This window comes from Actinoplanes sp. DH11, assembly GCF_020873875.1.
GTDB lineage: Bacteria > Actinomycetota > Actinomycetes > Mycobacteriales > Micromonosporaceae > Actinoplanes.
Genome location: NZ_JAHWGU010000023.1, coordinates 39,875 through 66,595 on the forward strand (window position 1 = coordinate 39,875; position 26,721 = coordinate 66,595).

Sequence of the window (26,721 nt, forward strand, 5' to 3'; positions counted from 1 at the left end):
TTGGGCCGATCATTCTCAGACGTACGCGACCTCGGTCGCGGTCTGCGTGACGGTGTAGCCCAGATCGCAGACCGTGGCCTGGCCGCGCTCCCGCTGGACACTTGACCAGGTCAGATAGAAGTGGCCGGCCGGCTTCGGCGGGGCCAGGGTGAACGCGGTGGGTCCGGCGCCGTCCGGGAAGTCCCGCCACCCCGGGTCGCCGGCCGCGTGCCTGTTCCACGGGTCCGCGCCGAACCCGAGGCTGCCACCGGACCGGGTCCGGCCGCAGTCCCGCCGGAAGCTGACGTGCACCGGGCCGCGGCCGAGGGTCAGCTCCGGGCTCTGCGCGCGGCACACCGGGTGGCACTGGAGCTGGGTGCCCTGCCAGGTGTAGACGAGGCGGTCGACCGTACGCGTCGTGAAGACCGCCAGATAGTCGGTCATGTAGGCCGAGCCCCGCCCGTTCTTCTTGATCCCGCGGTAGACCGCCTCATAATCGCCGGACGTGCGCGCGATCATCGTGGTCCGGAACCGCCCGGCGTCGTCGGCGGCCACCCGGCCGATCCGCGCCCACCGATCCTTCTCGGTCTTACGGAAGTAGAGGTCCACCGGCGCGGCGTTGCCGGTGTCACCCCAGCCGGCCTTCCCGCTCAGCGTGATCCGGGAACCCTGCCGCACCTCGTCCGGCGACACCGCGAACACCATCTCGGTGGTCGGCCCGCGCTGCACCTGCCCCGCCGGCACGCCAGGCACCCCGGCCGTTCCGGGCGCTCCCAGCGCTCCGCCCGCTCCGGTTGTTCCGGTGGTTCCGGCGGTTCCGGCGGCGAGCACGGCAACGGCCGCAAGCAGGGACGTTCCGAGCATGGCGAAGTCCTTCCCGAACAACGTAGGCCGCCCGAAACTATCAGCTTTGCGGTATTTATCCGATCTCCCGAACCCGTGTTGCCGCCCCGCCCATGCCCGGACCGGGCGCCGGAAGCAGCCGTCGGCGCGTCAGTAGGCCACGCGGACGCCGCCGCCGTTGCGCTTGGCCTCGTACATGGCGGCGTCGGCGTTGCGCATCATCGTGCCGAAGTCGATGGCGTTGGACGGGAACATGGAGACGCCGATGCTGGCGCCGATGCGTACCGTCTGGCCCTCGATGTCGAACGGCTCGCGGAGCCGGTCGCAGATGCGCGTGCCCGCCGCGACGGCGGCGTGCTCGTCCGGGTCGCCGGTGAGCAGCACCGCGAACTCGTCGCCGCCCAGGCGGGCGACCAGGTCGGGGCGGCGCACGGTGCCCTGGAGGCGCTTCGCGACGAGTTGCAGGAGGACGTCACCGGCGTGGTGCCCGACGGTGTCGTTGACCTGCTTGAAGCCGTTCAGGTCGAGCAGCAGGAGAGCGAGGCGGGTGCCGGTCGCGTACCCGATCTCCACCGCCTGCTCGGCCCGGTCCAGCAGGTGCTTGCGGTTGGGCAGGCCGGTCAGGGAGTCGTGGAAGGCCTGCCGGGTCAGCTCGTCCATGTGCTGCTGCGAGGCCTCCCGCATCCGGGCGCTGTCAATGATCAGGGCGCCTTCGACCGCGATCTGCTCGGCCAGCACACGGTCCCGGGAACTCCACTCGCGGACGCCGCCGGTGTCGCCGCAGACCACGATGCCGACCGTCCCGGAACCCGACGTCAGCGGGATCGCGATGAACGACTTGATACCGAGCGACTGGACGAAACCGCCGGCCCGCGCCTTCGTGGCGGCGGCGTCGCCGACCAGCATCGGCTCGCCGGACCCGGCGACCGCCCGCCAGATCGGTGAACCGGTGGCCGGTTCGCCGATCAGGTTGCCGACCACGTCACGCCGGGCCTCCTCCGGGAAGCCGACGCCGTGCACGTGCCGGATCCGGCCGTCGTTGTCGATCAGGTGCATCCCGGCGATCTCGGTGCGGAACGCGGTCGCGCAGGAGCGGGCCAGCAGTTCGGCGGCGGTTTCCACGCTGCCGGCGGTCATGCCCTGTTCGAACAGCTGCCGGATGGTCGAGGTGCTGTGCGCGACGAACTGCCGCTGCTTCTCGGCGGCCAGGCCCTGCAGGGTGGTCGCGAAGTGCAGCGCCATCGTGGAGATGGTCTCCGGGAGCAGGCCGGCCAGGGCGCTGCCGGTGAGCAGCAGGACGCCGACGGTCTGCCCGCCGATCCGCAGCCGGATCGCCATCTGCTCGCCGCTGACCACCGGCTTGCCGCCGGCGGGGGTGCGGAACACCTTGCCGGCGACCATCTGGTCGCGCCGGCCGGGCTCGCCGTACTGCGCGGTCGCCGTCATCATGCCGGACTCCGAGTCCAGCTCGTAGACGGTGGCGGCGGTCAGCCCGGCGACGTCCCGCAGGTGGGGTGCGGTGAGGTCGAGCACGTGCTGGACCGAGGGCGTGTCCTTGGTCATGAAGGCCACCAGTTCGGCCAGCAGGAGGCCCTGCCGGTCGGGTGTCACGGCCGGCCCGCCGGAGAGCTCCACCTGGAGTCCGGCTGTGTGCATCGAGCTGCCCACGGTCATGGTCCTAGGGTCGGCATCCGGGCGCCCGGGTTGAGTCGCGGGAGCGGTGCCGGAGGTCGCATTTGGGGAGCGGTCATAATTCGTGCTGTGGCGTTCCGTGCTCTGATCTTCGACTTCGACGGCCTGCTCATGGACACCGAGACCACGTTGATCGACAGCTGGCGCCACGAATGGCGCCGGCACGGCCTGGAACTGGACGAGACCGGGTTCTTCGCGGAGCACGGCGGGGACATGAGCGAGCAGCGGTACGCGGCGCTGGCGCGCGCTGCCGGTCCGGGCTTCGACCGGCTGGAGAGTCATGCGCGGCGGACCGCGTACCGGGAGGTTGTGCATGCCGGTCTGGGGCTGACGGCGGGGATGCCGGCGTGGCTGGACGAGGCGGAGCGGCGGGGCCTGCGGCTGGCGGTGGCGAGCAGTTCGGCCCGGGAGTGGGTGGCCGGCAACCTGGCGCGTACCGGCGATCTCGGCCGCTTCGAGGTGCTCGCCTGCGGTGACGAGGTGGCCGCGCACAAGCCCGACCCGGCCGTCTACCACCTCGCGCTGGAACGTCTCGGGTTGCGCGGGGCCGACGCTGTCGCGTTCGAGGACAGCCCGCACGGCGTCACGGCCGCTCAGGCCGCCGGGTTGCGCTGCGTGGCGATCCCGAACCCGTTCACCGCGCCGGACCGGTACGCCCACGCGGACCTGTTGCTGAGCAGCGCCGCCGACCTCGGGCTGGCCGGCGTGCTGGCCGCGGTGCGGGCGCCGGAGCGGCAGTCCGCGGAGTCCTGAACCACCCGCCGGACCACGGCCGGTCCCGCGCTGGACCACCCGCCGGTCCGGCGCCGACCATCGGCCGCTCGCGCGCCGATCACCGGCCGCTCGCGCGCCGATCACCGACCGCCCGGTCGTCGATCCCGGGGGCCCAGGAGTCGCAAAACCTGCGGTGAACCACCCGTTGCGGCACTGTTTCCGGATCATTGCGCTGGGAGCGCTCCCATGTAATGCTGTCCACATCGGCCAACGATCCCCACCGATGTGTTGGTCGCCGTTCCCTGGCGCGCTCCCGCGCCGCCCGAAGTCTCGAGGAGTCTTCATGAGACCCATCCCCACCCGTGTCCGCGCACTCACGGCTGCGGCAGCCGTGAGCATCGTGGCCGGCGCCGGTGCCGTCGCCGTGGCGAACAGCGCCAGCGCCGCGGCCGGTTGTCGCGTCAACTACTCGGTGAACCAGTGGAGCACCGGGTTCACCGGCAACGTCACCGTCACCAACCTGGGCGACCCGATCAGCGGCGGCTGGAACCTGACCTGGGCCTTCGCCGGCAACCAGCAGATCACCCAGGGCTGGAGCGCGACGATCAACCAGTCCGGGGCGAACGTCACCGCCGCCGGGCCGTCGTGGGCGGCCTCGCTGCCGACCAACGGCACCGCCAACTTCGGCTTCAACGCCAACTACTCGGGTACGAACGCGGCGCCGACCACCTTCACGCTGAACGGCACGGTCTGCACCGGAAACGTGCCGACCAGCCCGTCGAGCAGCCCGTCGACGTCGCCCTCGACCTCGCCGTCCAGCAGCCCGTCGACCTCGCCGTCCACGTCGCCGTCGAACCCGCAGCCGGGCACCAAGGTCGACAACCCGTACGCCGGTGCCCGCGGCTACGTGAACCCGGAGTGGAAGGCCAAGGCCGAGTCGGTCGCCGGTGGCAACCGGGTCTCCAACAACCCGACCGCCGTCTGGATCGACCGGATCGCCGCCATCAACGGCACCACGGGCAGCAGCTCGAACGGTTCGATGGGCGTCCGGGACCACCTGGACGAGGCTCTCGAGCAGGGTGCCGGCTACATCCAGTTCGTGATCTACAACCTGCCCGGCCGGGACTGTGCGGCGCTCGCCTCCAACGGTGAGCTCGGCGTGAACGACCTGCCGAAGTACAAGACCGACTACATCGACCCGATCGCGGCGATCCAGGGCGACGCCAAGTACGCCGCCCTGCGGATCATCAACATCGTCGAGATCGACTCGCTGCCGAACCTGGTCACGAACACTTCCGGCCAGCCCGGCGGCACGGCGACCTGCGACACGATGAAGGCGAACGGCGGATACGTCCAGGGCATCGGGTACGCGCTGCAGAAGCTCGGCGCGCTCGGCAACGTCTACAACTACGTGGACGCCGCCCACCACGGCTGGATCGGCTGGGACTCCAACTTCGGCCCTAGCGCCGACATCATGCTGGAGGCCGCCCGGGCGTCCGGGAACGTGAAGAACGTGCACGGCTTCATCACGAACACCGCGAACTACTCGGCGCTGCGCGAGCCGTTCGTCCAGCCGACCACCACGGTCGGCGGGCAGAGCGTCCGCCAGTCCAAGTGGGTCGACTGGAACATGTACACCGATGAGCTGACCTTCGCGCAGGCCTTCCGGACCAAGCTGGTCTCGATCGGCTTCGACTCGGGCCTCGGCATGCTGATCGACACGTCCCGCAACGGCTGGGGCGGTTCGGCGCGGCCCACCGCGGCGAGCACCTCGACCGACGTGAACACCTACGTCAACCAGTCCCGCATCGATCGCCGGATCCACGCCGGCAACTGGTGCAACCAGGCCGGTGCCGGCCTCGGCGAGCGTCCCACGGCGGCTCCGGCCCCCGGCATCGACGCCTACGTCTGGGTCAAGCCCCCGGGTGAGTCGGACGGCTCCTCCGAGCTGATCCCGAACGACGAGGGTAAGGGCTTCGACCGGATGTGCGACCCGACCTACACCGGCAACGCCCGTAACGGCAACAGCCTGTCCGGCGCGCTGGACGGAGCCCCGATCTCGGGTGCCTGGTTCCCGGCGCAGTTCGCTCAGCTGATGGCGAACGCCTACCCGGCACTGTAAGAAGCCACGATTCCCATCCGGCGACCGGCCGGCGCTTCTCGGGCGCCGGCCGGTCGCTTCGTGTCCGCCACGTCGGTGAGCGCTCGCCGACCAGGAGTCCGAGGTCGACCTGGCGCTGTCGAGGTTCGTGTTGATCTGCTGGCGGTGCGAAATCGCGGTTCTGACCCCTTGATCACAGCGATTTCGTAGCGCTAGCAGATCAACTTCCCCTACTGGGCGGACGGGATCTGCTGAGGGCGCGACGGGCTCGTCCCGCGGACGATGTAAGTGACCGTGCCCGCCCGGGTCGATCACCGCCTCACCGGGGCCGGCGCGAGCCCCTGACCCCGGCGACGCTAGCTCTTCGCCACGAAGAAGCGGTAGACCGCCCGGTAGGACACCGCGGTGGTGGCGCTGCCGCTGCAGGCGCCGGCCGGGGCGACGCCGCCCACGGTGTCCAGCCGCTGGATGTAGGTGATGTTGCCGAGCAGGCCGGGGCCCCGGGTGAGTTTCGCGGTGATGCGCAGCTGCGGGATGCTCGCCGGGTGGGCGGACGGCGCCCGGACCGCAGTCGTCCCGTCGCCCTCGACCAGGGAACCGTCCTGGTCGGACTGCCAGCTGGGACCGCGGAAGTGCAGGACTGTCACACGTTTGGCGGGGCGGTTCTGCACACCGGTCAGCGAGGCCGCCGGCTCGATCAGGGTCCAGGCGCCGGTGGTGCAGCCGTAGACCTGGACACCGCGCGCCTTGAGCACCGCGTGCACGACGTGGCCGGCGGGTGGCGCCAGTTCCGGCGGCACCACCGGTTCGCCGCCGAGGAAACTCTCCGCCTGGGTGGTGGCCGGCCGCGACGACGCGGCGGGCGTGCGGTCCGTCCCGGCGAACGAGACGCCGGCCGGCACCGCGACGGCGGTGAGTGCGAGGGCGCCGAACGCCCCGATGAACCGTACCTGGCGTCTGGTCACGAGGCCCTCCGGCGTTGGACGGTGACGCTGGGCCCTCACGGTAACGGGCCGCCGGGCGGGAGCGGCTCGTCGAGTCGGGAAATCACCCGCAGGAACGCCACCTACCGGGGTGATCCGGGCATCGTGTAGAAACCGGTCGGCAACTGCTGGGCCCGTTCCCGTGCGGCGCGCGACCGGGCCCGGATGCGCAGCAGCAGCAGGATGCCGAGGAAGACCAGGATGCCGCCGACGATCAGGCCGGGACCGAGCAGGAACGAGTCCTCCGAGACCAGTGCGGTCTCCTGCGCCTCCGCCGGCTCCTCGTCCCGATCCGCGGGGGCCACCGGTCCGCCGGCGGCGTCCTCCCCGGCATCCTCCGCCGAGGGCGACGGCGACGCGTCGGCGGACGACGCGGACGGCGACGGCGACGGGGGCGACTCGGGGTCGCCGCCGACCCGGGTGGTCAGCCCACCGGCGGTGAGCAGCGTGCCCTGCGCGTCGAAGGCCCGCGCCTCGAACCGCACCGGACCCGCATCGGGGCCGGTGAAGGCGATCTGCCAGCGACCGGTGACGGTACGCCCGCGGCACAGCGTCCCCGGGTCCGGCGCGTCGTCCAGGACGGTCGTGGTGATGCCCTCGGTGCTGGTGCTCGTGCCGAAGACGCCGTCCTGTTCGACCCGGACCACGCGGAGCTGATCGGCCGGTAGCTCGGAGTGCACCAGCAGCGCCCAGCGCACCTTGCGGCACCGGCGGCTCTCCGAGGTCACCACGGCTGTCACGTCCGGTGCCGAGCGGCCGGCGGCGAACTCCTCCGGCCCCGTCACCCGCACGGCGAATCCCGGCACGTCGGCCGTGGCCGGCGCCTCGATCATGGTGCTCAGCACGGCGCCGGCGAGCAGTGCGCCGGCCAGGGTGATGAGATGTCGCATGGCGGTCCCCCTTCCCAGGCACCTCGCGTGCTTCGCCTGCACTACTAAGTTCGCCGTCGCGCCCGGAATGGTTCAGAGGGTGTCCTGCGTCACCACGCGGGAAAGCTTTAATTCTTCCTTACGGAAGCAACCTGATCGCCGTTTCGGCAGCTCAACGCGCATGTGCGAACGGTAGCTGACCGGCTACGCAAAAAATTTCGACGCTGTTCATCCGAAGCGCGGCCCACCACGTAATCCGGGGAGGACACGGACCGGCGCTCGGCAGGGGATAGCGGAGCGGCGGAACGGGTCCGGCAGAGCTTGAGCGCGGGGCGTCCCCCACGGACGCCGGCGTCCCACCGCCCACGGGACGTGGCCGCACCAAGGAGAACGAGGAGTCAATGGCCCGGTCGAAGAACAACCAGCGCGCCGCCAATCGGGTGACGGTCGATGTCGGATCCACCGGGACCCGGCCGGTCTCGAAGTCCGCCGTCCTCTTGCTCGTCGTCAGCGTCCTGGCCGCCCTCTGGGCCGTCGCCATGATGACCACGCCCGGCAAGGTCGGCTACTACTACTTCTTCATCTACGCCGAGTTCTACATGGGCGTCATCAGCCTGGTGTCGCTCTCGATCACGATCATGGTCGGCCTGGTGGCGACGGACCGGCTGGTGCTCAGCATCCGCCAGCGGGTCCTGCTCCAGTCCGTGCACCGGACCACCGGCCTGATCGCGGTGAGCGCCCTCGGCGTGCACGTCTGGACCAAGTACACCGCCGACTACATCCGGCTCATCGACATCGCCGTGCCGTTCCTGGCGCCCGGGTACAACACCCTCTACGTCGGCCTCGGCACCATCTCCGGGTGGATCATGGTGCTGGTCATGTGGACCGGTATCGCACGGTCCCGCTTCATCGGCCGTGGCAAGCCGTGGATGTGGCGGGGCATCCACGCGATCTCGTACCTGATGTGGCCGATCGCGCTGCTCCACGGCCTCGCCGCCGGCCGGCCCGCGCCCACCTGGGTCATCGTCAGCTACGTCGTGTGCGTGCTCGGCGTGCTCGTCGGCCTGGCCGTACGCCTGACGGTCAGCCTGAACCGCCGGAAGGACTTCTCGTCCGCGGCGGGAACCGGCATCAAGCCGGTCGGCCAGCTGGTGCCCACCGGCTCGCCGGCACCGAAGCGGCGTCCCGGCCGCCGCGGTGAGCCCGCGGTGGATCTGCTCGCTCCCGCCGGTCCGGCCGCGAACACGGCTGCCTGGGTGCCGGCTGCCCCGCCGGTCCGCCCGGCCGAGCCCGCGCCGATGACCGCGCCGATGACCGCGCCGATGGCCGCTCCCGTCAGCCCCGCCCCGATGGCCGTTCCGGTCAGCCCGGCGCCGATGACGGCCGAGGCGGACTACCCGCCGCCGCGCGGCCGCCGCCCCGAGCTGGAGGCCCCCGCGCCCCGGCAGCGCCGGGCGGTCGAGGACGACGAGCGCTACGACACGGCCACCCGGGCCATCTCGCGGCGCGACATCGAGGACGAGCGGTACGTGTACGACGAGGAGCCCGCCCCGCGCTCCCGGGGCGGCCGGGCCCAGGAGATCTACGACGCCGGCCCGCGCCGCGGCCGCCGCTACGAGGACGACGAGCCCGCACCACGCGACCGCCGCGACCTGGAGGGAACCGGTACCCGGATGCGCCGGGACGACCTGGAGGCGACGGGCACGCGGATGCGCCGCGACGACCTGGAGGCGACGGGCACGCGGATGCGCCGGGACGAGCTCGAGACGACCGGCACCCGGATGCGCCGGGACGAGCTCGAGACGACAGGTACCCGGATGCGCCGCGACGACCCGGCGGCGACGGGCACGCGGATGCGCCGCGATGAGCTCGAGGACACCGGCGCCCGGATGCGCCGCTACGCCGACGGCGAGGTGCCGCTGCGGGCCCGCCGGGTCGAGCCCGAGTACGAGGACCGCCCGCGCCGCCGCCGGGACGACGACTACGACGAGGTGCCGCCGCCGCGTGCCGCCCGGTACGAGGACGACCGCCCGGCCCGATACGAGGACGACCGCCCCGCCCGGTACGCCGAGGAGGAGCCGCCCCGCCGCCGCGAGCGTGCCGACGGCCGGCACAGCCGCAGCCAGTTCGTCGACCTCGCGGACGGCCAGTGGGGCGAGCCGGACGACTCACCGACCCTCGTCGACATGGCGTCCCGCCGGTCACGCCGGGCTGCCGCACCGGAACCGGAGACCCGTGGCGGCCGCCGGGCCCGGGCCGGCCGCGACGAGGACGACACCTATTTCTCCCAGCTTCGTGGTGACGTCAGGGAAGCGAATTGAGTACCGCACAGGTTCCACCGGTCACGGCCATCGGAACGCCGCGCATCACCGCGGGGTTCGACGAGTACGGCCGTCTCGACCTGGTCGCACATCAGGAGGTGCACGGCGGGTTCGCCGCGCTCTCCTCGGGTGAGCTGGTCGGCCTCGCCGACCGGATCGAGCTGCGTGGCCGCGGCGGTGCGGGTTTCCCGTTCGCCCGCAAGGTGCGCGCGGTGATCGACTCGTGCCGCCGGCAGGACCTGCCGCCGGTGATCGTGGTGAACGCGACCGAGGGTGAGCCGCCGTCCTGGAAGGACAAGGCCGTGCTGACCCGCAACCCGCACCTCATCCTGGACGGCGCGGCGCTGGCCGCCGCCGCCCTGGACGCCGAGGAGATCGTGATCGGCATCGCCGACGACGGTGTCGGCCAGAGCTCGATCACCGCGGCGCTCGCCGAGCGCAAGATGCCGTGCCCGACCCGGATCGTCACGGTGCCGCACCGGTTCATCTCCGGTGAGGGTGGCGCGCTGGTCCGCGGCATCAACGGCGAGGCGCACATCCCGCCCGGCCGCAAGGTCCGGTCCAGCGACAACGGCGTGATGGGCCTGCCCACGCTGCTCTCCAACGCGGAGACCTACTCGCAGCTGGCGATCGCGGCCCGGATCGGGCCGTGGGAGTACAACTCGGTGGGCATCCCCGAGGAGCCCGGCACGGTCATGCTCACCGTCGGCGGGTCGGCCACCGCGCCGGCGGTCGTGGAGGCGCCCAGCGGGACCCCGCTGATGGAGGTCCTGGAGATGTGCGGCGCCGACCTCGGGCCCGGTCTCCTGGTCGGCGGGTACCACGGCAAGTGGATCACTGCCGAGCAGGCCCGGACCGTGACCATCTCCCGTAAGGGTTTCGCCAAGGTCGGCGGCACCCTCGGCGCCGGCATGCTGATCCCGATCGGCTCCAAGACCTGCCCGCTCGGCGAGGTCGCCCAGGTCGTGCAATATCTGGCCGGTGAGTCGGCCGGTCAGTGCGGCCCGTGCCGGATCGGCCTGCCCGACCTGGCCCGGGCGGTCACCCTGGTGTCGCTCGGCGGCAACGCCGTGGAGAACGTGCGGCAGGCGGCCGGCCTGGTCAAGGGCCGCGGCGCGTGCAGCCACCCGGACGGCACGTCGCGGTTCGCGCTCTCCGCACTGGAGGTCTTCGCGGAGGACGTGCGGGCGCACGCCAACGGCGAGGGCTGCGGCAAGCAGGTCCGCGGCATCCTCCCGCTGCCCTACACCGCGGAGAAGGGCGCCCGGAAGCTGGCCCTGGACTGGTCACGCTGCGACGGGCACGGGCTCTGCTCGGCGGTCGCCCCGGAGATCATCCGGTTGGACCACAACGGCTTCCCGGCGTTCCCGCAGACGCCGTTGCCGCCGTGGCTGGAGGAGGGCGCCCGCAAGGCGGTGAACGTCTGCCCGGCGCTCGCGCTGCGTCTGACGGAGCCGACGGTCGCCAAATAGGCCGGTGTGAACCGGCCGGACTATCGACGGGAGAGCACGCCGTGCGCGTACCCCGGCTGCTGGTGAGCCTGCTGATCGCGACAGCTGTCGCGGCGGCGGGCTGCGCCACCGCCAAGACCGCGTCCCCCGCGCCGGCCGGTGCCGCGCCGCCGGCCGCACCCGGCGTGCCCGTCGCGCTCACCTTCACCGGGAGCACGCTGGACGGCGCCGACTACGACGCGGCCGCGCTCGCCGGACGCCCGGCGCTGCTCTGGTTCTGGGCGCCCTGGTGCGCGACCTGCGCGAGCGAGGCCCAGTCGGTCGCCGACCTGCACGAGGAGTACGGCGACCGGCTCGGCATCCTCGGCGTCGGCGGGCTGGGCACGGTGGAGGCGATGCGCGAGTTCGTGAGCGAGATGGGGGTGGGCGCGGTGCCGCACCTCAGCGACCCGGCCGGCAAGGTCTGGCAACGGTTCGGGATCGCGCAGCAGAGCTGGTACGTCTTCGTCGACGCGGGCGGCACCGTCGTGCACCGCGGGTACCTGGACGACCTGCAGCTCACCACGAAGGTCCGTGAGCTGACGGCCTGACCGCGCCGCCGTCGTGCGGCGCGGCCGGGCGGTGGATCAGTAGGAGGCGGGCGGGGTGGCCGTGGGCGCCCAGGCCGGCTTCTCGGCCGGCATCACGAACCAGAGCACCGGGTAGATCAGGATCTGGCTGCCCGGAACCACGAAGAGGATCAGCACGAACAGCAGGCGGGCGATCCACGGGTCGAGGCCGAACCGGCGGGCCAGCCCCGCGCAGACACCGGCGATCATCCGGCCGTCCTGCGGGCGGACCAGGCCCTGGCGGGCCATCGAGTCGTGCACGGCGTTCATGGTGGGTCTCGCTTTCCGATAGCGGCTGATGTGTCAATCGTGCGCCGACGGGGGTGCCGCGACCATCCGGAGACGCCCGGACCCGACCCTGAGAACGCCCTCCGGGACGCAGTGGAGAGACCCCGCCCGATACAGTGCCACCGGCGAGCGAGAAAGGCCGTGGCGGCGGTCGGGGGGCAATAACAATGGTCGATGGGACTTTACCGGGGGAGCGGACGCAGCCGCTGCGCCCGCGCGACCCGCGCAGCCTCGGCGACTACGAGCTGGTGGGCCGGCTCGGCGAGGGCGGCATGGGCACGGTCTACCTGGCGCGCACCGCGGCCGGGGTGCTCGTCGCGGTCAAGATGGTGCGCGCCGACCTGGCGCACGACGACGAGTTCCGCCGCCGGTTCCGCAGCGAGGTGAACCGGGCCCGGCAGGTGCCGCCGTTCTGCACGGCCGAGGTGCTCGACGCCGACCCGGACCACGAGCACCCCTACCTGGTGGTCGAATACGTCGACGGGCCCACCCTGGCCGAGGTGGTCGAGGACCGGGGGCCGCTGACGAGCGCCAACCTGCACGGCGTGGCGATCGGTGTGGCCACCGCGCTGACCGCGATCCACGGCGCCGGGGTGATCCACCGCGACCTCAAACCGCGCAACGTGCTGCTCGCGCCGGGCAGCCCCAAGGTGATCGACTTCGGGATCGCCCGGGCCATGGAGGCGACGAGCGCCAACACGCGGACCGACCAGATGGTGGGCACGGTGGCGTACATGGCGCCGGAACGCTTCAGCACCGAGGGCGAGGCGCCGGTGACGCCGGCCGCGGACGTGTTCGCGTGGGGCAGCGTGGTGGCGTACGCGGGCACCGGCAGGACGCCGTTCCACGCCGACTCGCCGCCGGCCACCGCGGCCCGCATCCTGACCCAGCCGCCCCGCCTGGACGGCCTGAGCGGCCCGCTGCGTGACCTGATCGCGCACGCGCTGGAGAAGGACCCGGCGAACCGGCCGACCGCACGGGAACTGCTCGACCTGCTGGTCTCCTCGGGGGAGCGGCCGGCCGCCACCGCCGCCGCCTTCGCCGACCAGCCCGACCTCAAGGCGGCGGCCGTGGAGGCGCAGGCGGTGACCGGGGTGGCCGCGGCGCCGGCCACGGCGACGGTGCCGGGCCCGGTGCTGGCCATCCCGCCGGGCCTGGTCGGGTACGACGAGAACTCGATCATCACGGTGCCGATCTCGGAGGCGACCGCGACCGCCCTCGCGACGGCCGGGCCACCGCGGCGGACCGGCCGCCGCTGGGCGCTGCCCGCCGGCGTCGCGATCCTGCTCGTCGCGGTGGTCGTCGGGGCGGTGCTGCTGGCCCTGTCGATGCGCCCACCGGCCGGCGGCGGCGCGACGCCCGGGGTGTCCGGCCTGCCCGACACGACGCCGCTGATCGCCGACGCGCTGCGCACGCCGTCCCTGTGGGTGCCGACCGAGCAGGCCGGCGAGGGCGCCACCTGCCGTTTCGAGAACTCGCTGGTGGTGCGCCGCAAGACCGAGGGCACGTACCGGTGCACCGGCCCGGCCGACGAGGTGCCGGCGAACCTGCGGGCCCAGGTCGGGGTGAGCCTGCTGACCGAGAACAGCTGCGCGGCGATCTGGTTCCGCTTCAAGGACCTGCGCGGCTACCTGCTCCGGGTCTGCCAGAACAACATCTACGTCGGCAAACACAAGCGGGACGGCAGCGTGCCGGTCCTGAAGACGTTCCCGCTGGCCGAGCCGATCGCGCTGAAGGCCGCGCCGACCGAGATCTCGCTGATCGTGATCGGGGAGACGGTGCAGGTGCTGCGGGGCGGCGTCCTGGTCGGCTCGGTGCCGCTGACCGACCCGGAGATGCTCACCGGCCGGCTCTACCTGGGTGTGTTCAACGAGCGGAACGCGAAGAAGCGCGGCCCGTACGAGGTGGCGTTCACCGACGTGCGGATCTGGTCGGCCTGACGGCGGGGCCCGGGTGCTTCCCGGGCCCCGCCGGCAGATCTGACGCCTGTCGGCGAACCGTCAGTCGCGGGTCAGACCCGCCCGGCGCAGCGCGTCCGCCATCGCGCTGTTGCCGAAGCTTCCGCCGCCACCCTGCCCGCCGCGCTGACCGCCCTGGCCGCCGCCCTGACCGCCGCGCTGACCGCCCTGCTGCCGTGGCTGCCCGCCACGCTGCTGGCCGCCCTGACGACCGCCCTGCCGGTCACCCTGGCCGCCGGGCCGGCCGCCCTGACCGCCGGGCCGGCCGCCCTGCCGGTCCGGCGCCTGCCGGTCTCCGGGGCGGTCCTGGCCGCCGCGCTGCCCACCGCGGTCCTCGCGTGGCGCGCGGGCCCGGCCCGGCTCGTCCTGCAGGCGCATGGAGAGCGAGATCCGCTTGCGGACCGGGTCCACCTCCAGGACGCGGACCTTCACCACGTCACCGGACTTGACCACCTCGCGCGGGTCCTGCACGAACCGGTCGGAGAGCGCCGACACGTGCACCAGGCCGTCCTGGTGCACGCCGATGTCGACGAACGCGCCGAACGCGGCCACGTTCGTCACCTGGCCCTCCAGGATCATCCCCGGCGTCAGGTCGGCGATCTTCTCGACGCCCTCGGCGAAGGTGGCCGTGGTGAACGCCGGGCGCGGGTCGCGGCCCGGCTTCTCCAGCTCCTTGAGGATGTCCGTGACGGTCGGCAGACCCACCGTGTCGGTCACGAACTTCTCCGGCCGGATCGCCTTCAGCAGCGGGCTGTTGCCGATCAGCGACTTGATGTCGGCGCCGGCGTCGGCGGCGATGGTGCGAACCACCGGGTACGACTCGGGGTGCACGCTGGAGAAGTCGAGCGGGTCCTCGCCGCCGGAGATCCGCAGGAAGCCCGCGCACTGCTCGAACGCCTTCGGACCCAGCCGGGCCACGTTCTTGATCTCCTTGCGGTTCTTGAACGGGCCGTTCTGGTCGCGGTGCAGCACGATGTTCTCGGCCAGGCCGGCGGTGATGCCGGAGACCCGGGTGAGCAGCGGCGCGGAGGCGGTGTTGACGTCGACGCCGACGCCGTTCACGCAGTCCTCGACCACCGCGTCCAGCGAGCGGGCCAGCTTCACCTCGGAGATGTCGTGCTGGTACTGCCCGACGCCGATCGACTTCGGGTCGATCTTCACGAGTTCGGCGAGCGGGTCCTGGAGGCGGCGGGCGATCGAGACGGCGCCACGCAGCGAGACGTCCATGCCGGGCAACTCCTGCGACGCGTACGCCGAGGCGGAGTAGACCGACGCGCCCGCCTCCGAGACGACCACCTTGGTCAGCTTGGCGTCCGGGTGCCGCTTGATCAGCTCGGCGGCGAGCTTGTCGGTCTCCCGGGACGCGGTGCCGTTGCCGATCGCGATCAGTTCCACGTTGTGCTTGGAGGCGAGCGCGGCCAGCCGGTGGATCGACTCGTCCCACTTGTTCTGCGGCACGTGCGGGTAGATCGTGTCGGTGGCGACCACCTTGCCGGTCGCGTCCACCACGGCCACCTTCACACCGGTCCGGAACCCCGGGTCCAGGCCCATCGTGGTCCGGGTGCCGGCCGGCGCGGCGAGCAGCAGGTCGCGCAGGTTCGCGGCGAAGACCCGGACGGCCTCGTCCTCGGCGGCCTCGCGCAACCGGACACGCAGGTCGGCGCCGAGGTGGATGAGGATCCGGGTCCGCCACGCCCAGCGCACCGTGTCGACAAGCCACTTGTCACCGGGCCGGCCGTGGTCGGTGATGCCGTTGCGGCCGGCGATGCGGCCCTCGAAGTACCCCTCGTCCTCCTCGGGGTGCGGCTCCATGGTGAGCTCGAGGACGTCCTCCTTCTCGCCGCGCAACATCGCCAGGATGCGGTGCGAGGGCAGCTTCGCGTACGGCTCGGCGAAGTCGAAGTAGTCGGAGAACTTGGCGCCGTCGGTCTCCTTGCCGGCGCGCACCTTCGCGACGAGACGCCCCCGCTTCCACATCTGCTCGCGCAGGTCGCCGATCAGGTCGGCGTCCTCGGCGAACCGCTCGATCAGGATGGACCGGGCGCCGTCCAGCGCGGCCTGCGCGTCGGCAACCCCCTTCCCGGCGTCCACGAAGGCCTCGGCGGCCGCGCGCGGGTCGACGGTGGGGTCACCCAGCAAGCCGTCGGCCAGCGGCTCCAGGCCGGCCTCACGGGCGATCTGGGCCTTGGTGCGCCGCTTCGGCTTGAACGGCAGGTAGATGTCCTCCAGGCGGGCCTTCGTGTCGGCCTCGAGGATCTGCTGTTCGAGGGCGTCGTCCAGCTTGCCCTGCGAACGGATCGACTCCAGCACCGCGGCCCGCCGGTCCTCCAGCTCCCGCAGGTAACCCAGGCGCTCCTCCAGGGTGCGCAGCTGGGCGTCGTCCAGGGTGCCTGTCACCTCCTTGCGGTAGCGGGCGATGAACGGCACCGTGGCCCCGCCGTCGAGCAGCTCGACGGCCGCCGCGACCTGTCCTTCCCGTACCCCGAGTTCCGAGGCGATGCGCTGATGGATAGCTGTCGTCACGCCGACGATTGTGACCGAGGCCGCCGCGCCTTGTCGCGCCGCCCCGCGCGGTCTGCTGAAGCGGGTCACCCCGCGGACGATGCCGCCGGGGTCTGTCGATCACATGGCGCGCGATGTGGTACGGCCTGGATCGTCCCTCTCCCGGCTGAACCGTCACCGCCGTACCCAGGTGTCGCGAATGTCACGGTCCGCCGGATCCGGCGCCGGCCGGTCCGCACCCGGCCGCGACGACAACCGGGGTCGCGGGCGAGCGTCCCGACCGGCGCCCGGCCCGCGCCGGAACGGTCGCCGGAAGTCCTCCTCCCGGCGCCCGGACCGCCCGTGACCAGGGAGATCACCGGTTCCAGGCCGGTGCGACCCGGGGCCGCGCCGGCCCCGGACCGGCGAGCCCGGGAGGGTGACCTCCCATCCTCGCCGCACGCACCGGACGACACTACGTAGGAGGTACTAGAGACAACCGTTTGGGCGTTTGGCAGTCTTGTCACATGACGCTTGCTGTCCGGGCGGTCGCCGCCACTGATCAGGGCCTGGTCCGGTCCAACAACGAAGACGCCGTCTTCGTCGGAAATCGACTCTTCGTCGTGGCGGACGGCATGGGTGGACTCCCCGCCGGGGAGCTGGCGAGCGACATCCTGGTGCAGACGCTCAGCACCGTCGACAGCACGCCCGACACCGGCGAGCCCCTGCAGGATCTGATCGCCGCGCTGCAGACGGCCAACCAGCGCATCGAGGCGGCGGTGGCGGACGACGACGCCCGCGACGGCATGGGTACGACGGTGACGGCCCTGCTGCTCTCCGGCGACCGGCTGGCCGCGCTGAACGTCGGCGACTCCCGCTGCTACCTGCTGCGCGACGGCGAGTTCACCCAGCTCACCCGGGACGACACCTACGTGCAGGCGCTCGTCGACCAGGGTGTGCTCACGCCGGACGACGCACGGCGGCACCCGCAGCGGGCCCTGGTCACCCAGGCCGTGCAGGGCGGCCCGTTCCGGCCGGCGGGCCGGATGATCCCGGCCCGGGTCGGCGACCGGTACCTGCTGTGCAGCGACGGGCTCTCCGACTACGTCGAGGACGCGATGATCGCCCAGACGCTGCGCGAGGTGGCCGACCGCAAGGAGTGCGCGGGCACGCTGGTGCAGCGGACCCTGGACAACGGCGCCCCGGACAACGTGACGGTCATCGTCGCCGACGTGGTCGAGGCCTGACCGCTCGCCTCACGGCCGAGGGCGTGCCGTTATTCTCGGCCGGTGCTGATCACGACGGAACGGCTTGTGCTGCGGCGTTTCCGGGCGTCGGACGCGCCGCGGCTCGCGGAGTACCGGTCCGACCCGGAGGTGGCCCGGTACCAGTCGTGGGACGCGCCGTTCCCGGTGGAGCGCGCCGAGGTGGCGGTCCGCAACTTCGCGGCCAGTTCGCCGGACGAGCCGGGGCACTTCCAGTACGCGATCGAGCTGACCGCCGAACGGGAGCTGATCGGGGACGTCTACGTGCGGCTGCACGACAACCGGAAACAGGCCGAGATCGGCTTCACGGTCGCCCGGGCGTACCAGAAGAGGGGTTTCGCCTCGGAGGCCGTCGGCGCGGTCCTCGACCGGCTCTTCCGCCGTCAGGGGCTGCACAAGGTCACCGGGGAGTGCGACGCCCGGAACACGGCGTCGGCGGCGCTGATGGAGCGCCTCGGGTTCCGGCGCGAGGGCCTGCTGCGGCAGCAGACGTTCATCAAGGGCGAGTGGACCGACGACCTGCTCTTCGGCCTGCTCGCCACCGAATGGCCCGCCACGGAGCCGTAGACGCGGCAGGAGCGGGGGACGGGCGCGGGCCCGCCCCCCGGACGAGGGCTCAGCCCTCGTAACGCAACCAGAGAGCACCCAGCGGCGGTACGCGCAGCGACGCCGACGCGTCGAAGCCGTGCCACGGGACGTGCTCGGCCTCGACCGCGCCCAGGTTGCCGACGCCCGAGCCGCCGTACAGCTCGGCGTCGGTGTTGATCACCTCGGTCCAGCGGCCGGCGCGGGGCAGGCCGATCCGGTAGCCCTCGTGCGGGATCGCGGCGAAGTTGACGACGCAGGCCAGCGTGTCGCCGTTCGGGGTGAACCGGACGAACGAGAACGTGTTGTGCTGCGAGTCCTCACTGGTGATCCAGCGGAAACCGGCCGGCGAGGTGTCCTGCGTCCACAGGGCCGGGGTCTCGCGGTAGACCCGGTTCAGGTCACCGACCAGCTGCTTGATGCCGGCGTGCTGCGGGTCCTCGAGCAGGTGCCAGTGCAGGCCGCCGCTCTCGTTCCACTCCCGCTCGTCGCCCATCTCGGCGCCCATGAAGAGCAGCTGCTTGCCGGTGAACGCCCACATGAACCCCATCAGGGCACGGGTGTTCGCCAGCTTCTGCCACAGGTCGCCGGGCATCTTGCCGGTCAGCGAGCCCTTGCCGTGCACCACCTCGTCGTGGCTGATCGGCAGGATGTAGTTCTCGCTCCACGCGTACACCGTCGCGAAGGTCATCTGGTGGTGGTGCCACTGCCGGTGCACGGGCTCCTTCTCCATGTAGGAGAGGGTGTCGTTCATCCAGCCCATGTTCCATTTGAAGCCGAAACCGAGGCCGCCCAGGTGGGTGGGGCGGGTGACGCCCGGCCACGCGGTCGACTCCTCGGCGATCGTCACGACTCCGGGGTGGTGCTTGTAGACGGTCGCGTTCATCTCCTGCAGGAAGCTGATCGCGTCCAGGTTCTCCCGGCCGCCGTACTGGTTCGGGGTCCACTCGCCGTCCTTGCGGGAGTAGTCCAGGTAGAGCATCGAGGCGACCGCGTCCACGCGCAGGCCGTCGGCGTGGAACTCCTCGCACCAGTAGAGCGCGTTGGCCACCAGGAAGTTGCGGACCTCCTTGCGGCCGAAGTCGAAGACGTACGTCCCCCAGTCCGGGTGCTCGCCGCGCTTCCAGTCGCCGTGCTCGTAGAGCGGGGTGCCGTCGAAGCGGGCCAGGCCCCACGCGTCCTTCGGGAAGTGCGCGGGCACCCAGTCGAGGATCACGCCGATGCCGGCCTGGTGCAGCTTGTCCACCAGGAACCGGAACTCGTCGGGTGTGCCGAAGCGGGACGTCGGCGCGTAGTAGCCGGTGACCTGGTAACCCCAGGAGCCGCCGAACGGATGCTCCATCACCGGCATCATCTCGACGTGCGTGAAGCCGGTCTCCAGCACGTAGTCGACCAGCTGCTCGGCCAGCTCGACGTAGGTCAGGCCGGGCCGCCAGGAGCCCAGGTGCACCTCGTAGACGCTCATCGGCTCCTGGTGCCACGACTTGCGGGCGCGCTCGCGCATCCACTGCTCGTCGTGCCATTGGTATTCTGACTGGAAGACCACGGACGCGGTGGCCGGCGGCACCTCGGTGTGCTGGGCGACCGGGTCGGCGTGCTCGCGCCAGACACCGTCCTGCCCGAGGATCTTGAACTTGTACTTGGTGCCGACGTGCGCGGTCGGCACGTACAACTCCCAGATGCCGCTGGAGCCGAGCGAGCGCATCGGCCAGCCGTCGTACGGCCCCCAGCCGGCGAAGTCGCCGATCACCTGCACGCCGCGGGCGCTCGGCGCCCAGACCGCGAACGCCACGCCGGTGCCGCGGGGCTGCGCGCCGAGCACCTTCCACAGCTTCTCGTGCCGGCCCTCACCGATCAGGTGCAGGTCGAGCTCGCCGAGCGTGGGCAGGTGCCGGTACGGGTCGTCGCACTGCGTGCCGTCCACGTCGAGCCGGTAGTCCAGCACCGTGCCGGCCAGCTCGGCGGCGAAGATCCCGTCGGGGTGCACCTTGGTCATTTCGGTGCGCTCGCCGTCGTGCAGCACCGACACGGTCTCGGCGCCCTTGCGCAGGGTACGGACGACCGTGTGCCCGCCGTGCGGATGCGCACCCAGGATGGCGTGCGGATCGTGGGTGTCCCCGGCGATCACGCTGTTCATGGCCCGCTGGTCGGCAGCGAGGCGTGCGGTGGTGTGCCCGATCATGGTGTTCCGTTCCTCCGGGATCTTCGGCGGGGTCTTCGGCGAGGGGTCGCCCGTCGAGGTCATCCGACGAGCCGGGTGATGGACCGCAGCGGGATCCGCAGCCAGCCCGGGCGGTGCCGGGATTCGTACGCGGCCTCGTAGACCGCCTTGTCCAGCTCGTACGCCGCGAGCAGGGCCTCCTGCCGGCGCGGGTCGGTGCCGGAGACGTTCGCGTACCCGTCGCAGAAGGCCGCGCGGTTGCGGTCCACCCACTCCCGGGCCCGGGCCGCCAGGTGCTCGTCGTCGTCCTGGTCGACCAGGAGCTGATAGGCCGCGTACTCGTAGGAGCGCAGCACGCCGGCGACGTCCCGCAGTGGGGAGTCCGGCATCCGGCGCTCGTCGAGCGGCTGGCCCGGCTCGCCCTCGAAGTCGATCAGCAGCCACGCCTCCGGGGTGCGCAGCACCTGACCGAGGTGCAGGTCGCCGTGCACTCGCTGGACCTGGACCTGCTCACCGGTGAGCGCGGTGAACCGCTCGGTGATCGCCGGGACGAACTGCTGGAGCTCGGGAACCGCGGTGGCGGCGGTGCGCAGCCGGGCCAGGACCGCGTCCAGCGGGAACGGCGCCGGCCCGGTGCCGAGCTCGTCGGCGAGGGTCCGGTGCACCGAGGCGACGGCCTCGCCCAGCCGGTACGACTCGCCCTGGAAGTCGCCGCCCACCTGGTCGGCGTGCATCTCCGCGTCGGCGAACAGGTCACGCGCTGACGCCGTCGCCATCGCCCAGCCCTCGGCGGAGTTCGCCGCGTACTCGGTGACCATGCCGAGCGAGCAGGTGCCCGCGTCGTCGGACGACTCCAGCGAGCCGAGCAGCCGGGCCACGTGCGGGTTGCCGGCCCGGCCGAGCACCCGGTTCAGCTCGATGTCCGGGTTGATGCCGCAGGTGACCCGCCGGAACAGTTTCAGGATCGCGTCCTGGTCGAAGATCACGCTGGTGTTGCTCTGCTCGGCGTCGAAAACCCTCGGCCACGCCTCGAGCGGCAGCTCGACGCCGGGCTCCTTCTCGAAGGTGACGTCGCCGACCGGCTCCGACCGGTCGACGAGCGAGAGCAGGTGCCGGGCCGCCGCCGGGTCGTAGAGCGCGTCGTAGCCGACCCGGCCGTCGTCGGTCGTGCCGATCGTGGCGACCTGGCTGTACTCCGGGATCGGGCCGGCGCCCCAGCCCACCAGGATCTGGTAGCGCTCGGAGCTGCCGTCGGTGTACTCCACGTCGACGAGAACCAGTTCCAGGTCCTCGCCGAGCGGCGTGGCGGAACCCTGCTTGACCGAGGCGAGCACCCGGGTGCGCCCCGCGTACCAGCGTTGATTCGGTAACCACTCGGCGAAAGGCAGCGTCATTGCTTCTCCTCCGACCCGCACAACTGGAACCAGTAGAAGCCGTGTCCCGGGAGGGTCAGCAGGTACGGCAACTGGCCGATCCGGGGGAAGTTGACGTGCCCGGTGAGCTCAACCGGCGTGTACCCGTTCCAGTGCTGCAGGTTCAGCTCGATGGGCTGTGGGAAACGGGACAGGTTGTTCACGCAGAGGACGACGTCGTCGCCGAACTCGCGCAGGTAGGCCAGCACCGACGGGTTGGAGCCGCCCAGCTCGCGGAACGTGCCGACCGCGAACGCCTCGTGCCGGCGGCGGACCGCCAGCATCGTCCGGGTCCAGTTCAGCAGCGAGGTCGCGGAGTCGCGCTGGGCCTCCACGTTGACGGCCTGGTAGCCGTAGACCGGGTCCTGGTTGACCGGCAGGTAGAGCCGGCCCGGTGTGGCGGTGGAGAACCCGGCGTTGCGGTCCGGCGTCCATTGCATCGGTGTACGCACACCGTCGCGGTCGCCGAGCCAGATGTTGTCACCCATGCCGATCTCGTCGCCGTAGTAGAGCACCGGCGAACCGGGCAGCGACAGCAGCATGGCGGTGAACAGTTCGATCTGGTTGCGGTCGTTCTCCAGCAGCGGGGCGAGCCGCCGGCGGATGCCGACGTTCGCCTTCATCCGCGGGTCCTTGGCGTACTCGGAGTACATGTAGTCGCGCTCTTCGTCGGTCACCATCTCGAGCGTCAGCTCGTCGTGGTTCCGCAGGAAGATGCCCCACTGGGTGTTCTCCGGGATGGCCGGCGTCTGCGCCAGGATCTCCGAGATCGGGAAGCGCGACTCGCGACGCACCGCCATGAAGATGCGCGGCATCAGCGGGAAGTGGAACGCCATGTGGCACTCGTCGCCGCCGCTGCGCGGGTCGCCGAAGTACTCCACCACGTCCGCCGGCCACTGGTTCGCCTCGGCCAGCAGCACCCGGCCGGGGAACTCGTCGTCGATCACCTTGCGGCAGTGCTTCAGGAACGCGTGGGTGGCCGGCAGGTTCTCGCAGTTGGTGCCCTCCTCCTCGAAGAGGTAGGGGACCGCGTCCAGCCGGAAACCGTCGATGCCGAGATCCAGCCAGAACCGCAGGACGTCGAGCATCGCCTCCTGCACCTTGGGGTTCTCGTAGTTGAGGTCCGGCTGGTGCGAGAAGAACCGGTGCCAGTAGAACTGCCGCCGCACCGGGTCGAACGTCCAGTTCGACTCCTCGGTGTCGACGAAGATGATCCGCGCGTCCTTGTACTTGTCGCTGGTGTCGTTCCAGACGTAGAAGTCGCCGTACGGCCCCTCGGGGTCGTGCCGGGACGCCTGGAACCACGGGTGCGAGTCGGACGTGTGGTTCATGACCAGGTCGGTGATCACCCGGATGCCGCGCTTGTGCGCCGCGTCCAGCAGCGCCACGAAGTCGTCGACCGTGCCGAACTCCGGCAGCACCTTGTAGAAGTCGCGGATGTCGTAGCCGCCGTCGCGCAGCGGCGAGTCGTAGAACGGCGGCAGCCAGAGGCAGTCCACGCCGAGCCACTGGAGATAGTCCAGCCGCTCGATCAGGCCACGCAGGTCGCCGCCACCGTCCGAACCCGAGTCGTAGAAGGCGCGCACGAGCACTTCGTAGAAGACGGCGCGCTGGAACCAGGTCCGGTCGGCGGGGAGTGCCCGGGCGTGGCCGAAGTCCTCGGCGTTCGGGTGCTCGACCACACCGTCCTCGGTGTGGCTGCCCTCCGCCGGATCGTGCTCGCTCGTCAACTCCATCGTGTTCCCCCTACCCCGTCTGCACGACGAAGATGTGTGCCGGCTCGACGTACGGGTCGATCCGGACCGCGTTGTACTGACCCCACTCGTAGGTCGCCCCGGTGATCTGGTCGACCACGGTGAAGCGCTCGTGCCAGTCCATCCCCAGCGCCGCCATGTCCAGCGTGGTGTTACCCCACTGCACGCTGCTGGAGTCGAACGAGCAGATCACCAGGACCGTGTTCCCGGTCTCGGCGTCCCGCTTCGAGAAGCACAGCAAGGAACCGTTGTCGATCTCGTGGAATCGCAGGTTGCGCAGCCAGTGCAGGGCCGGGTTCTCGTCGCGGATCCGGTTCAGCCGGGTCAGGTACGGCGCGAGCGACCGGCCGGACCGTTCGGCCGCCGCCCAGTCGCGGGGCTTGAGCTCGAACTTCTCGTTGTCGATGTACTCCTCGGCGCCGGGCCGGGCGACGTGCTCGAACAGCTCGTACCCGGAGTACATCCCCCAGGACGGCGTGAGCATCGACGCCAGGACCGCGCGGATCTTGAACATCGGCGGGCCGCCGTGCTGCAGCGACTCGTGCAGGATGTCCGGCGTGTTCGGCCAGAAGTTCGGCCGCATCCAGTCCACCGAGGTCAGCAGCTGCTCCATGTACTCGCGCATCTCCCAGGCCGTGGTGCGCCAGGTGAAGTACGTGTACGACTGAGTGAAGCCGATCTTGCCGAGCCCGTTCATCATGGCCGGCCGGGTGAAGGCCTCGGCCAGGAACAGCACGTCCGGGTCGGTCTCCTTCACCTTGGGGATCAGCCACTGCCAGAAGTTGACGGCCTTGGTGTGCGGGTTGTCGACGCGGAAGATCTTGACGCCCGCGTGCACCCAGTGCATCACCACGCGGTACACCTCGTCGCGCAGCGCCCGGTAGTCGTTGTCCCAGTTCAGCGGGTAGATGTCCTGGTACTTCTTGGGCGGGTTCTCGGCGTAGGCGATGGTGCCGTCGGCGCGGGTCGTGAAGAACTCCGGGTGCGACTTCACCCACGGGTGGTCCGGTGCGGCCTGCAGCGCGAGGTCGAGGGCGACCTCCATGCCCAGTTCCTCGGCCCGCTCCCGGAAGGCGACGAAGTCCTCCAGGGTGCCGAGCTGCGGGTGGATCGCGTCGTGACCGCCCTCGTCGGAGCCGATCGCCCACGGCGAGCCGACGTCCTCCGGCCGGGCCACCAGCGTGTTGTTGCGGCCCTTGCGGTTGATCTTGCCGATCGGGTGGATCGGCGGCAGGTAGACGACGTTGAAGCCCATCGCCGCGACGGCCGGCAGCCGCTCGGCGGCCGTCCGGAACGTGCCGTGCCTGATCGGCGTGGCGTCCGGGCCGACCTCGGCGCCCTCGGAGCGCGGGAAGAACTCGTACCACGCGGAGTAGAGGGCCCGCTTGCGGTCCACCCAGAGCGCGAACGAGCGGGTGGTGGTCACCAGCTGCCGCACCGGGTTGTGCCAGAGCAGCTCCTCCAGGTCCAGTCCCGGCGTGACCCGGGCGAACAGGGAGCGCTGATCGTCACGGAGCGCGGCGGCCGCGGCGCGGACCCGCTCCTCGTCGGCGTGCGGGACGACCTTGGCGGCCAGGTCGAGCAGCTCCGCGCCCTCGGCCAGGTCGTTCGCCAGGTCCTCGAGGCCCTGTCCGGCGCCGACCTTCTTGACCACCGCGTCCCGCCACGTCCGGTAAGGGTCGTCGAAGGCCTCCACGGTGAACGTCCACCGGCCCACCGAGTCGGGCCGGATCGTGGCGTGCCATTTGTCGAGGCCCGGTTCGCCGGGGGTCATGCGCGTGAAGGGCTTGGTCTCACCGTCGGGACCGCGCCATACCACGTTCACGCCGAGCGCGTGATGTCCTTCGCGATAGGACACCGCGGAAACCGGGACCAGTTCGTCTACCACCGCCTTCGCGGGGTAGCGGCCACCGGACACAGCCGGTGTCACGTCTTCGATGGGGAAGCGACCGGTCATGATCTCCACCGTAGTCAGAGGGGCGCGAGAGGACTCGGCGACCGGAAAAACCACCGCCGGCGTCCTATGACTTCTCCGCAGTGGAGGAAATGAAACCGGCCGACCGCCGATGCGTCTCAACCTACCGGAGACCTCTTGGCGCGGCGCATCCAGACGCGGCCACGCACCGCCGGAAAACACGACAAGTTCACCTGTACGCAACAGTCGCTCGTCACGGACAGTAGGCACCTCGGGGACAGCTCCAGCCGGCAGCACCACATCGCCGGCCCGCCGCCCCCGCACCACCGCGGCCGGTCCGGGCAACGCCACCTCGGCGAACGGCGCCCGGAGGTTCGCCACCCGGATCCGGGTCCACGCGAGCGGTGGGATGTCCGTCACGTTCATCACGAAAAGTCCGCCGGGTCGCGATCCGCGGGCCAAGCCGGACGCGATCCGCGCGGTCAGAGGAGCGGAACGGTTGCCCTGCGTTGCCATCGAGGAACCCAGCTCAAGACCCGTACCGGGCGGCCGAGCTATACCCCTGACGCCAACCGAACACGGTGGGCGCCTGAGCAGGAGGTTTACTTCAGTGGCCGGACCGTCGACCGCTCTGTCCCCGGTGATCGCCGCCAGCACCCACTGGCTGGCCCGCGCCTACCCCGGTGGCGAGTCCAACACGGTCGCGCACACCCTCGCCGAGCTGCAGGCCCGTCAGGCGATCACGGTGGCGGCCTGGCTGCGGTACCCGACCGAGGTCGACGCGGCACTCGTCGCCATCGCCGGCCCCGGCGGCTCGGCCCTGCTCGACTGGAAGGCCGGCAGCGAGCCCGAGGACGAGTTCGCCGACGGCGAGGGCTGGCGCACCTGGGTCGACGAGGTCGTCGTCAGCTGGGCGGCCTGCCTGCTCGCCGACCCGATGCTGGCCCGCCGCGGCGTCGACTCGGTGATCGCCGCCATGCCGATCCCGGAGCCCCGGCCCCGCCCGCACGGCCGTCGCGCCGGTGGCCTGCCCAACGAGTTCCGCCGCCTGCTGTCCCCGGACGCCCGCGACCGCGAGGCCGCCACGCTCCTGCGCCACCCCGACCTGCTCGAGCCCATCGCCGCCATGCACCGCGACGCCCTGCTCTACCTGCTGGATGCTGAGCCTGCTGGCCTCGCTGAGTCGGCTGGCCTCGCTCCGCTCGGCGAGGATCGCGCCCTCTGAGTCGGTGTCGAGGGCACCGACGGGCGCGATCCGGATCTGGTTGCGCTTGACCCCTGAACGAGCAAGGCCGGTGCCCTCTGTCCTCCTGGGGTGCCGGCCTTGCTTTGTTGCGCTGT

General features: G+C 71.4%; 19 protein-coding genes. 9 read left to right on the plus strand and 10 right to left on the minus strand.

Annotated elements, in window-relative coordinates; translation table 11 throughout:
* Nucleotides 1-15 precede the first annotated feature (15 nt).
* Nucleotides 16-843 (minus strand): hypothetical protein, encoded by an 828-nt coding sequence (locus tag LPA41_RS28965; protein ID WP_229074068.1) that lies wholly within the window; start codon nt 841-843, stop codon nt 16-18.
* A gap of 129 nt (nt 844-972) precedes the next feature.
* Nucleotides 973-2,496 (minus strand): sensor domain-containing diguanylate cyclase, encoded by a 1,524-nt coding sequence (locus LPA41_RS28970; RefSeq protein ID WP_229074069.1) that lies wholly within the window; start codon nt 2,494-2,496, stop codon nt 973-975.
* Nucleotides 2,497-2,583: 87 nt separating this feature from the next.
* Here LPA41_RS28970 and LPA41_RS28975 point away from each other — a divergent pair, with 87 nt between their 5' ends.
* Both LPA41_RS28975 and LPA41_RS28980 read left to right on the plus strand, forming a co-directional pair.
* The gene (locus LPA41_RS28975; RefSeq protein ID WP_229074070.1) at nt 2,584-3,267 is read left to right on the plus strand and encodes an HAD family phosphatase; all 684 of its coding nucleotides are present in this window, start codon (nt 2,584-2,586) and stop codon (nt 3,265-3,267) included.
* Between the two features lie 304 nt (nt 3,268-3,571).
* Nucleotides 3,572-5,350: a glycoside hydrolase family 6 protein gene (locus LPA41_RS28980; protein ID WP_229074071.1), complete on the plus strand. Its 1,779-nt coding sequence runs from the start codon at nt 3,572-3,574 to the stop codon at nt 5,348-5,350.
* A 335-nt stretch (nt 5,351-5,685) separates the two neighbouring features.
* Here LPA41_RS28980 and LPA41_RS28985 read toward each other — a convergent pair whose 3' ends face one another.
* Nucleotides 5,686-6,294, minus strand: coding sequence for a DUF3455 domain-containing protein (locus LPA41_RS28985; protein WP_229074072.1), 609 nt, complete (start codon nt 6,292-6,294; stop codon nt 5,686-5,688).
* Nucleotides 6,295-6,395: 101 nt separating this feature from the next.
* A complete protein-coding gene (locus LPA41_RS28990) occupies nt 6,396-7,202 on the minus strand; it encodes a hypothetical protein (protein WP_229074073.1) in 807 nt (268 codons plus the stop codon).
* A gap of 380 nt (nt 7,203-7,582) precedes the next feature.
* Here LPA41_RS28990 and LPA41_RS28995 point away from each other — a divergent pair, with 380 nt between their 5' ends.
* The 3 genes from LPA41_RS28995 to LPA41_RS29005 are packed head-to-tail and all read left to right on the plus strand — an operon-like array spanning nt 7,583 to nt 11,543.
* A complete protein-coding gene (locus LPA41_RS28995) occupies nt 7,583-9,502 on the plus strand; it encodes a translation initiation factor III (protein WP_229074074.1) in 1,920 nt (639 codons plus the stop codon).
* On the plus strand, nt 9,499-10,974 hold the full coding sequence (locus tag LPA41_RS29000; RefSeq protein ID WP_229074075.1) for an NADH-quinone oxidoreductase subunit NuoF family protein: 1,476 nt from the start codon (nt 9,499-9,501) through the stop codon (nt 10,972-10,974). The genes LPA41_RS28995 and LPA41_RS29000 overlap by 4 nt, the downstream gene beginning before the upstream one ends.
* A 41-nt stretch (nt 10,975-11,015) precedes the next feature.
* Nucleotides 11,016-11,543 (plus strand): redoxin domain-containing protein, encoded by a 528-nt coding sequence (locus LPA41_RS29005; protein WP_229074076.1) that lies wholly within the window; start codon nt 11,016-11,018, stop codon nt 11,541-11,543.
* 36 nt (nt 11,544-11,579) lie between these two features.
* Here LPA41_RS29005 and LPA41_RS29010 read toward each other — a convergent pair whose 3' ends face one another.
* A complete protein-coding gene (locus LPA41_RS29010) occupies nt 11,580-11,831 on the minus strand; it encodes a PspC domain-containing protein (protein ID WP_229074077.1) in 252 nt (83 codons plus the stop codon).
* A gap of 185 nt (nt 11,832-12,016) precedes the next feature.
* Here LPA41_RS29010 and LPA41_RS29015 point away from each other — a divergent pair, with 185 nt between their 5' ends.
* On the plus strand, nt 12,017-13,789 hold the full coding sequence (locus LPA41_RS29015) for a serine/threonine-protein kinase (RefSeq protein ID WP_229074078.1): 1,773 nt from the start codon (nt 12,017-12,019) through the stop codon (nt 13,787-13,789).
* A 60-nt stretch (nt 13,790-13,849) separates the two neighbouring features.
* Here LPA41_RS29015 and LPA41_RS29020 read toward each other — a convergent pair whose 3' ends face one another.
* Complete coding sequence (locus tag LPA41_RS29020) at nt 13,850-16,330, minus strand: Tex family protein (RefSeq protein ID WP_229074079.1); 2,481 nt, start codon at nt 16,328-16,330, stop codon at nt 13,850-13,852.
* A 485-nt stretch (nt 16,331-16,815) separates the two neighbouring features.
* On the opposite strand from LPA41_RS29020, the gene LPA41_RS29025 reads away from it, so the two are divergent.
* Both LPA41_RS29025 and LPA41_RS29030 read left to right on the plus strand, forming a co-directional pair.
* On the plus strand, nt 16,816-17,535 hold the full coding sequence (locus LPA41_RS29025; protein ID WP_229074080.1) for a PP2C family serine/threonine-protein phosphatase: 720 nt from the start codon (nt 16,816-16,818) through the stop codon (nt 17,533-17,535).
* 42 nt (nt 17,536-17,577) lie between these two features.
* Nucleotides 17,578-18,120, plus strand: coding sequence for a GNAT family N-acetyltransferase (locus tag LPA41_RS29030; protein ID WP_229074081.1), 543 nt, complete (start codon nt 17,578-17,580; stop codon nt 18,118-18,120).
* Nucleotides 18,121-18,169: 49 nt separating this feature from the next.
* Here the strand turns inward: LPA41_RS29030 and glgB are convergent, their stop codons facing one another.
* The 4 genes from glgB to LPA41_RS29050 all read right to left on the minus strand — a co-directional run bounded on the left by glgB (nt 18,170) and on the right by LPA41_RS29050 (nt 25,422).
* Nucleotides 18,170-20,275 carry a 1,4-alpha-glucan branching protein GlgB gene (gene glgB / locus LPA41_RS29035; RefSeq protein ID WP_229074144.1) on the minus strand — a complete coding sequence of 702 codons (2,106 nt, stop codon included), beginning with the start codon at nt 20,273-20,275 and terminating at the stop codon, nt 18,170-18,172.
* Between the two features lie 104 nt (nt 20,276-20,379).
* The gene (locus tag LPA41_RS29040; RefSeq protein ID WP_229074082.1) at nt 20,380-21,693 is read right to left on the minus strand and encodes a maltokinase; all 1,314 of its coding nucleotides are present in this window, start codon (nt 21,691-21,693) and stop codon (nt 20,380-20,382) included.
* Complete coding sequence (gene treS / locus LPA41_RS29045; protein ID WP_229074083.1) at nt 21,690-23,447, minus strand: maltose alpha-D-glucosyltransferase; 1,758 nt, start codon at nt 23,445-23,447, stop codon at nt 21,690-21,692. Before treS ends, LPA41_RS29040 begins: the two co-directional genes overlap by 4 nt.
* 10 nt (nt 23,448-23,457) lie before the next feature.
* Nucleotides 23,458-25,422 carry an alpha-1,4-glucan--maltose-1-phosphate maltosyltransferase gene (locus LPA41_RS29050; RefSeq protein WP_229074084.1) on the minus strand — a complete coding sequence of 655 codons (1,965 nt, stop codon included), beginning with the start codon at nt 25,420-25,422 and terminating at the stop codon, nt 23,458-23,460.
* 568 nt (nt 25,423-25,990) lie between these two features.
* On the opposite strand from LPA41_RS29050, the gene LPA41_RS29055 reads away from it, so the two are divergent.
* Nucleotides 25,991-26,605 carry a hypothetical protein gene (locus LPA41_RS29055; RefSeq protein WP_229074085.1) on the plus strand — a complete coding sequence of 205 codons (615 nt, stop codon included), beginning with the start codon at nt 25,991-25,993 and terminating at the stop codon, nt 26,603-26,605.
* Nucleotides 26,606-26,721: the final 116 nt, after the last annotated feature.

Excerpts from the sequence above, each read along its gene's own strand:
- LPA41_RS28965 (WP_229074068.1), bottom strand. The coding sequence starts at position 843 with ATGCTCGGAACGTCCCTGCTTGCGGCCGTTGCCGTGCTCGCCGCCGGA.
- LPA41_RS28970 (WP_229074069.1), bottom strand. The coding sequence starts at position 2,496 with ATGACCGTGGGCAGCTCGATGCACACAGCCGGACTCCAGGTGGAGCTC.
- LPA41_RS28980 (WP_229074071.1), top strand. The coding sequence starts at position 3,572 with ATGAGACCCATCCCCACCCGTGTCCGCGCACTCACGGCTGCGGCAGCC.
- LPA41_RS28990 (WP_229074073.1), bottom strand. The coding sequence starts at position 7,202 with ATGCGACATCTCATCACCCTGGCCGGCGCACTGCTCGCCGGCGCCGTG.
- LPA41_RS28995 (WP_229074074.1), top strand. The coding sequence starts at position 7,583 with ATGGCCCGGTCGAAGAACAACCAGCGCGCCGCCAATCGGGTGACGGTC.
- LPA41_RS29010 (WP_229074077.1), bottom strand. The coding sequence starts at position 11,831 with ATGAACGCCGTGCACGACTCGATGGCCCGCCAGGGCCTGGTCCGCCCG.
- LPA41_RS29015 (WP_229074078.1), top strand. The coding sequence starts at position 12,017 with ATGGTCGATGGGACTTTACCGGGGGAGCGGACGCAGCCGCTGCGCCCG.
- LPA41_RS29025 (WP_229074080.1), top strand. The coding sequence starts at position 16,816 with ATGACGCTTGCTGTCCGGGCGGTCGCCGCCACTGATCAGGGCCTGGTC.
- glgB (WP_229074144.1), bottom strand. The coding sequence starts at position 20,275 with ATGAACAGCGTGATCGCCGGGGACACCCACGATCCGCACGCCATCCTG.
- LPA41_RS29040 (WP_229074082.1), bottom strand. The coding sequence starts at position 21,693 with ATGACGCTGCCTTTCGCCGAGTGGTTACCGAATCAACGCTGGTACGCG.
- treS (WP_229074083.1), bottom strand. The coding sequence starts at position 23,447 with ATGGAGTTGACGAGCGAGCACGATCCGGCGGAGGGCAGCCACACCGAG.
- LPA41_RS29050 (WP_229074084.1), bottom strand. The coding sequence starts at position 25,422 with ATGACCGGTCGCTTCCCCATCGAAGACGTGACACCGGCTGTGTCCGGT.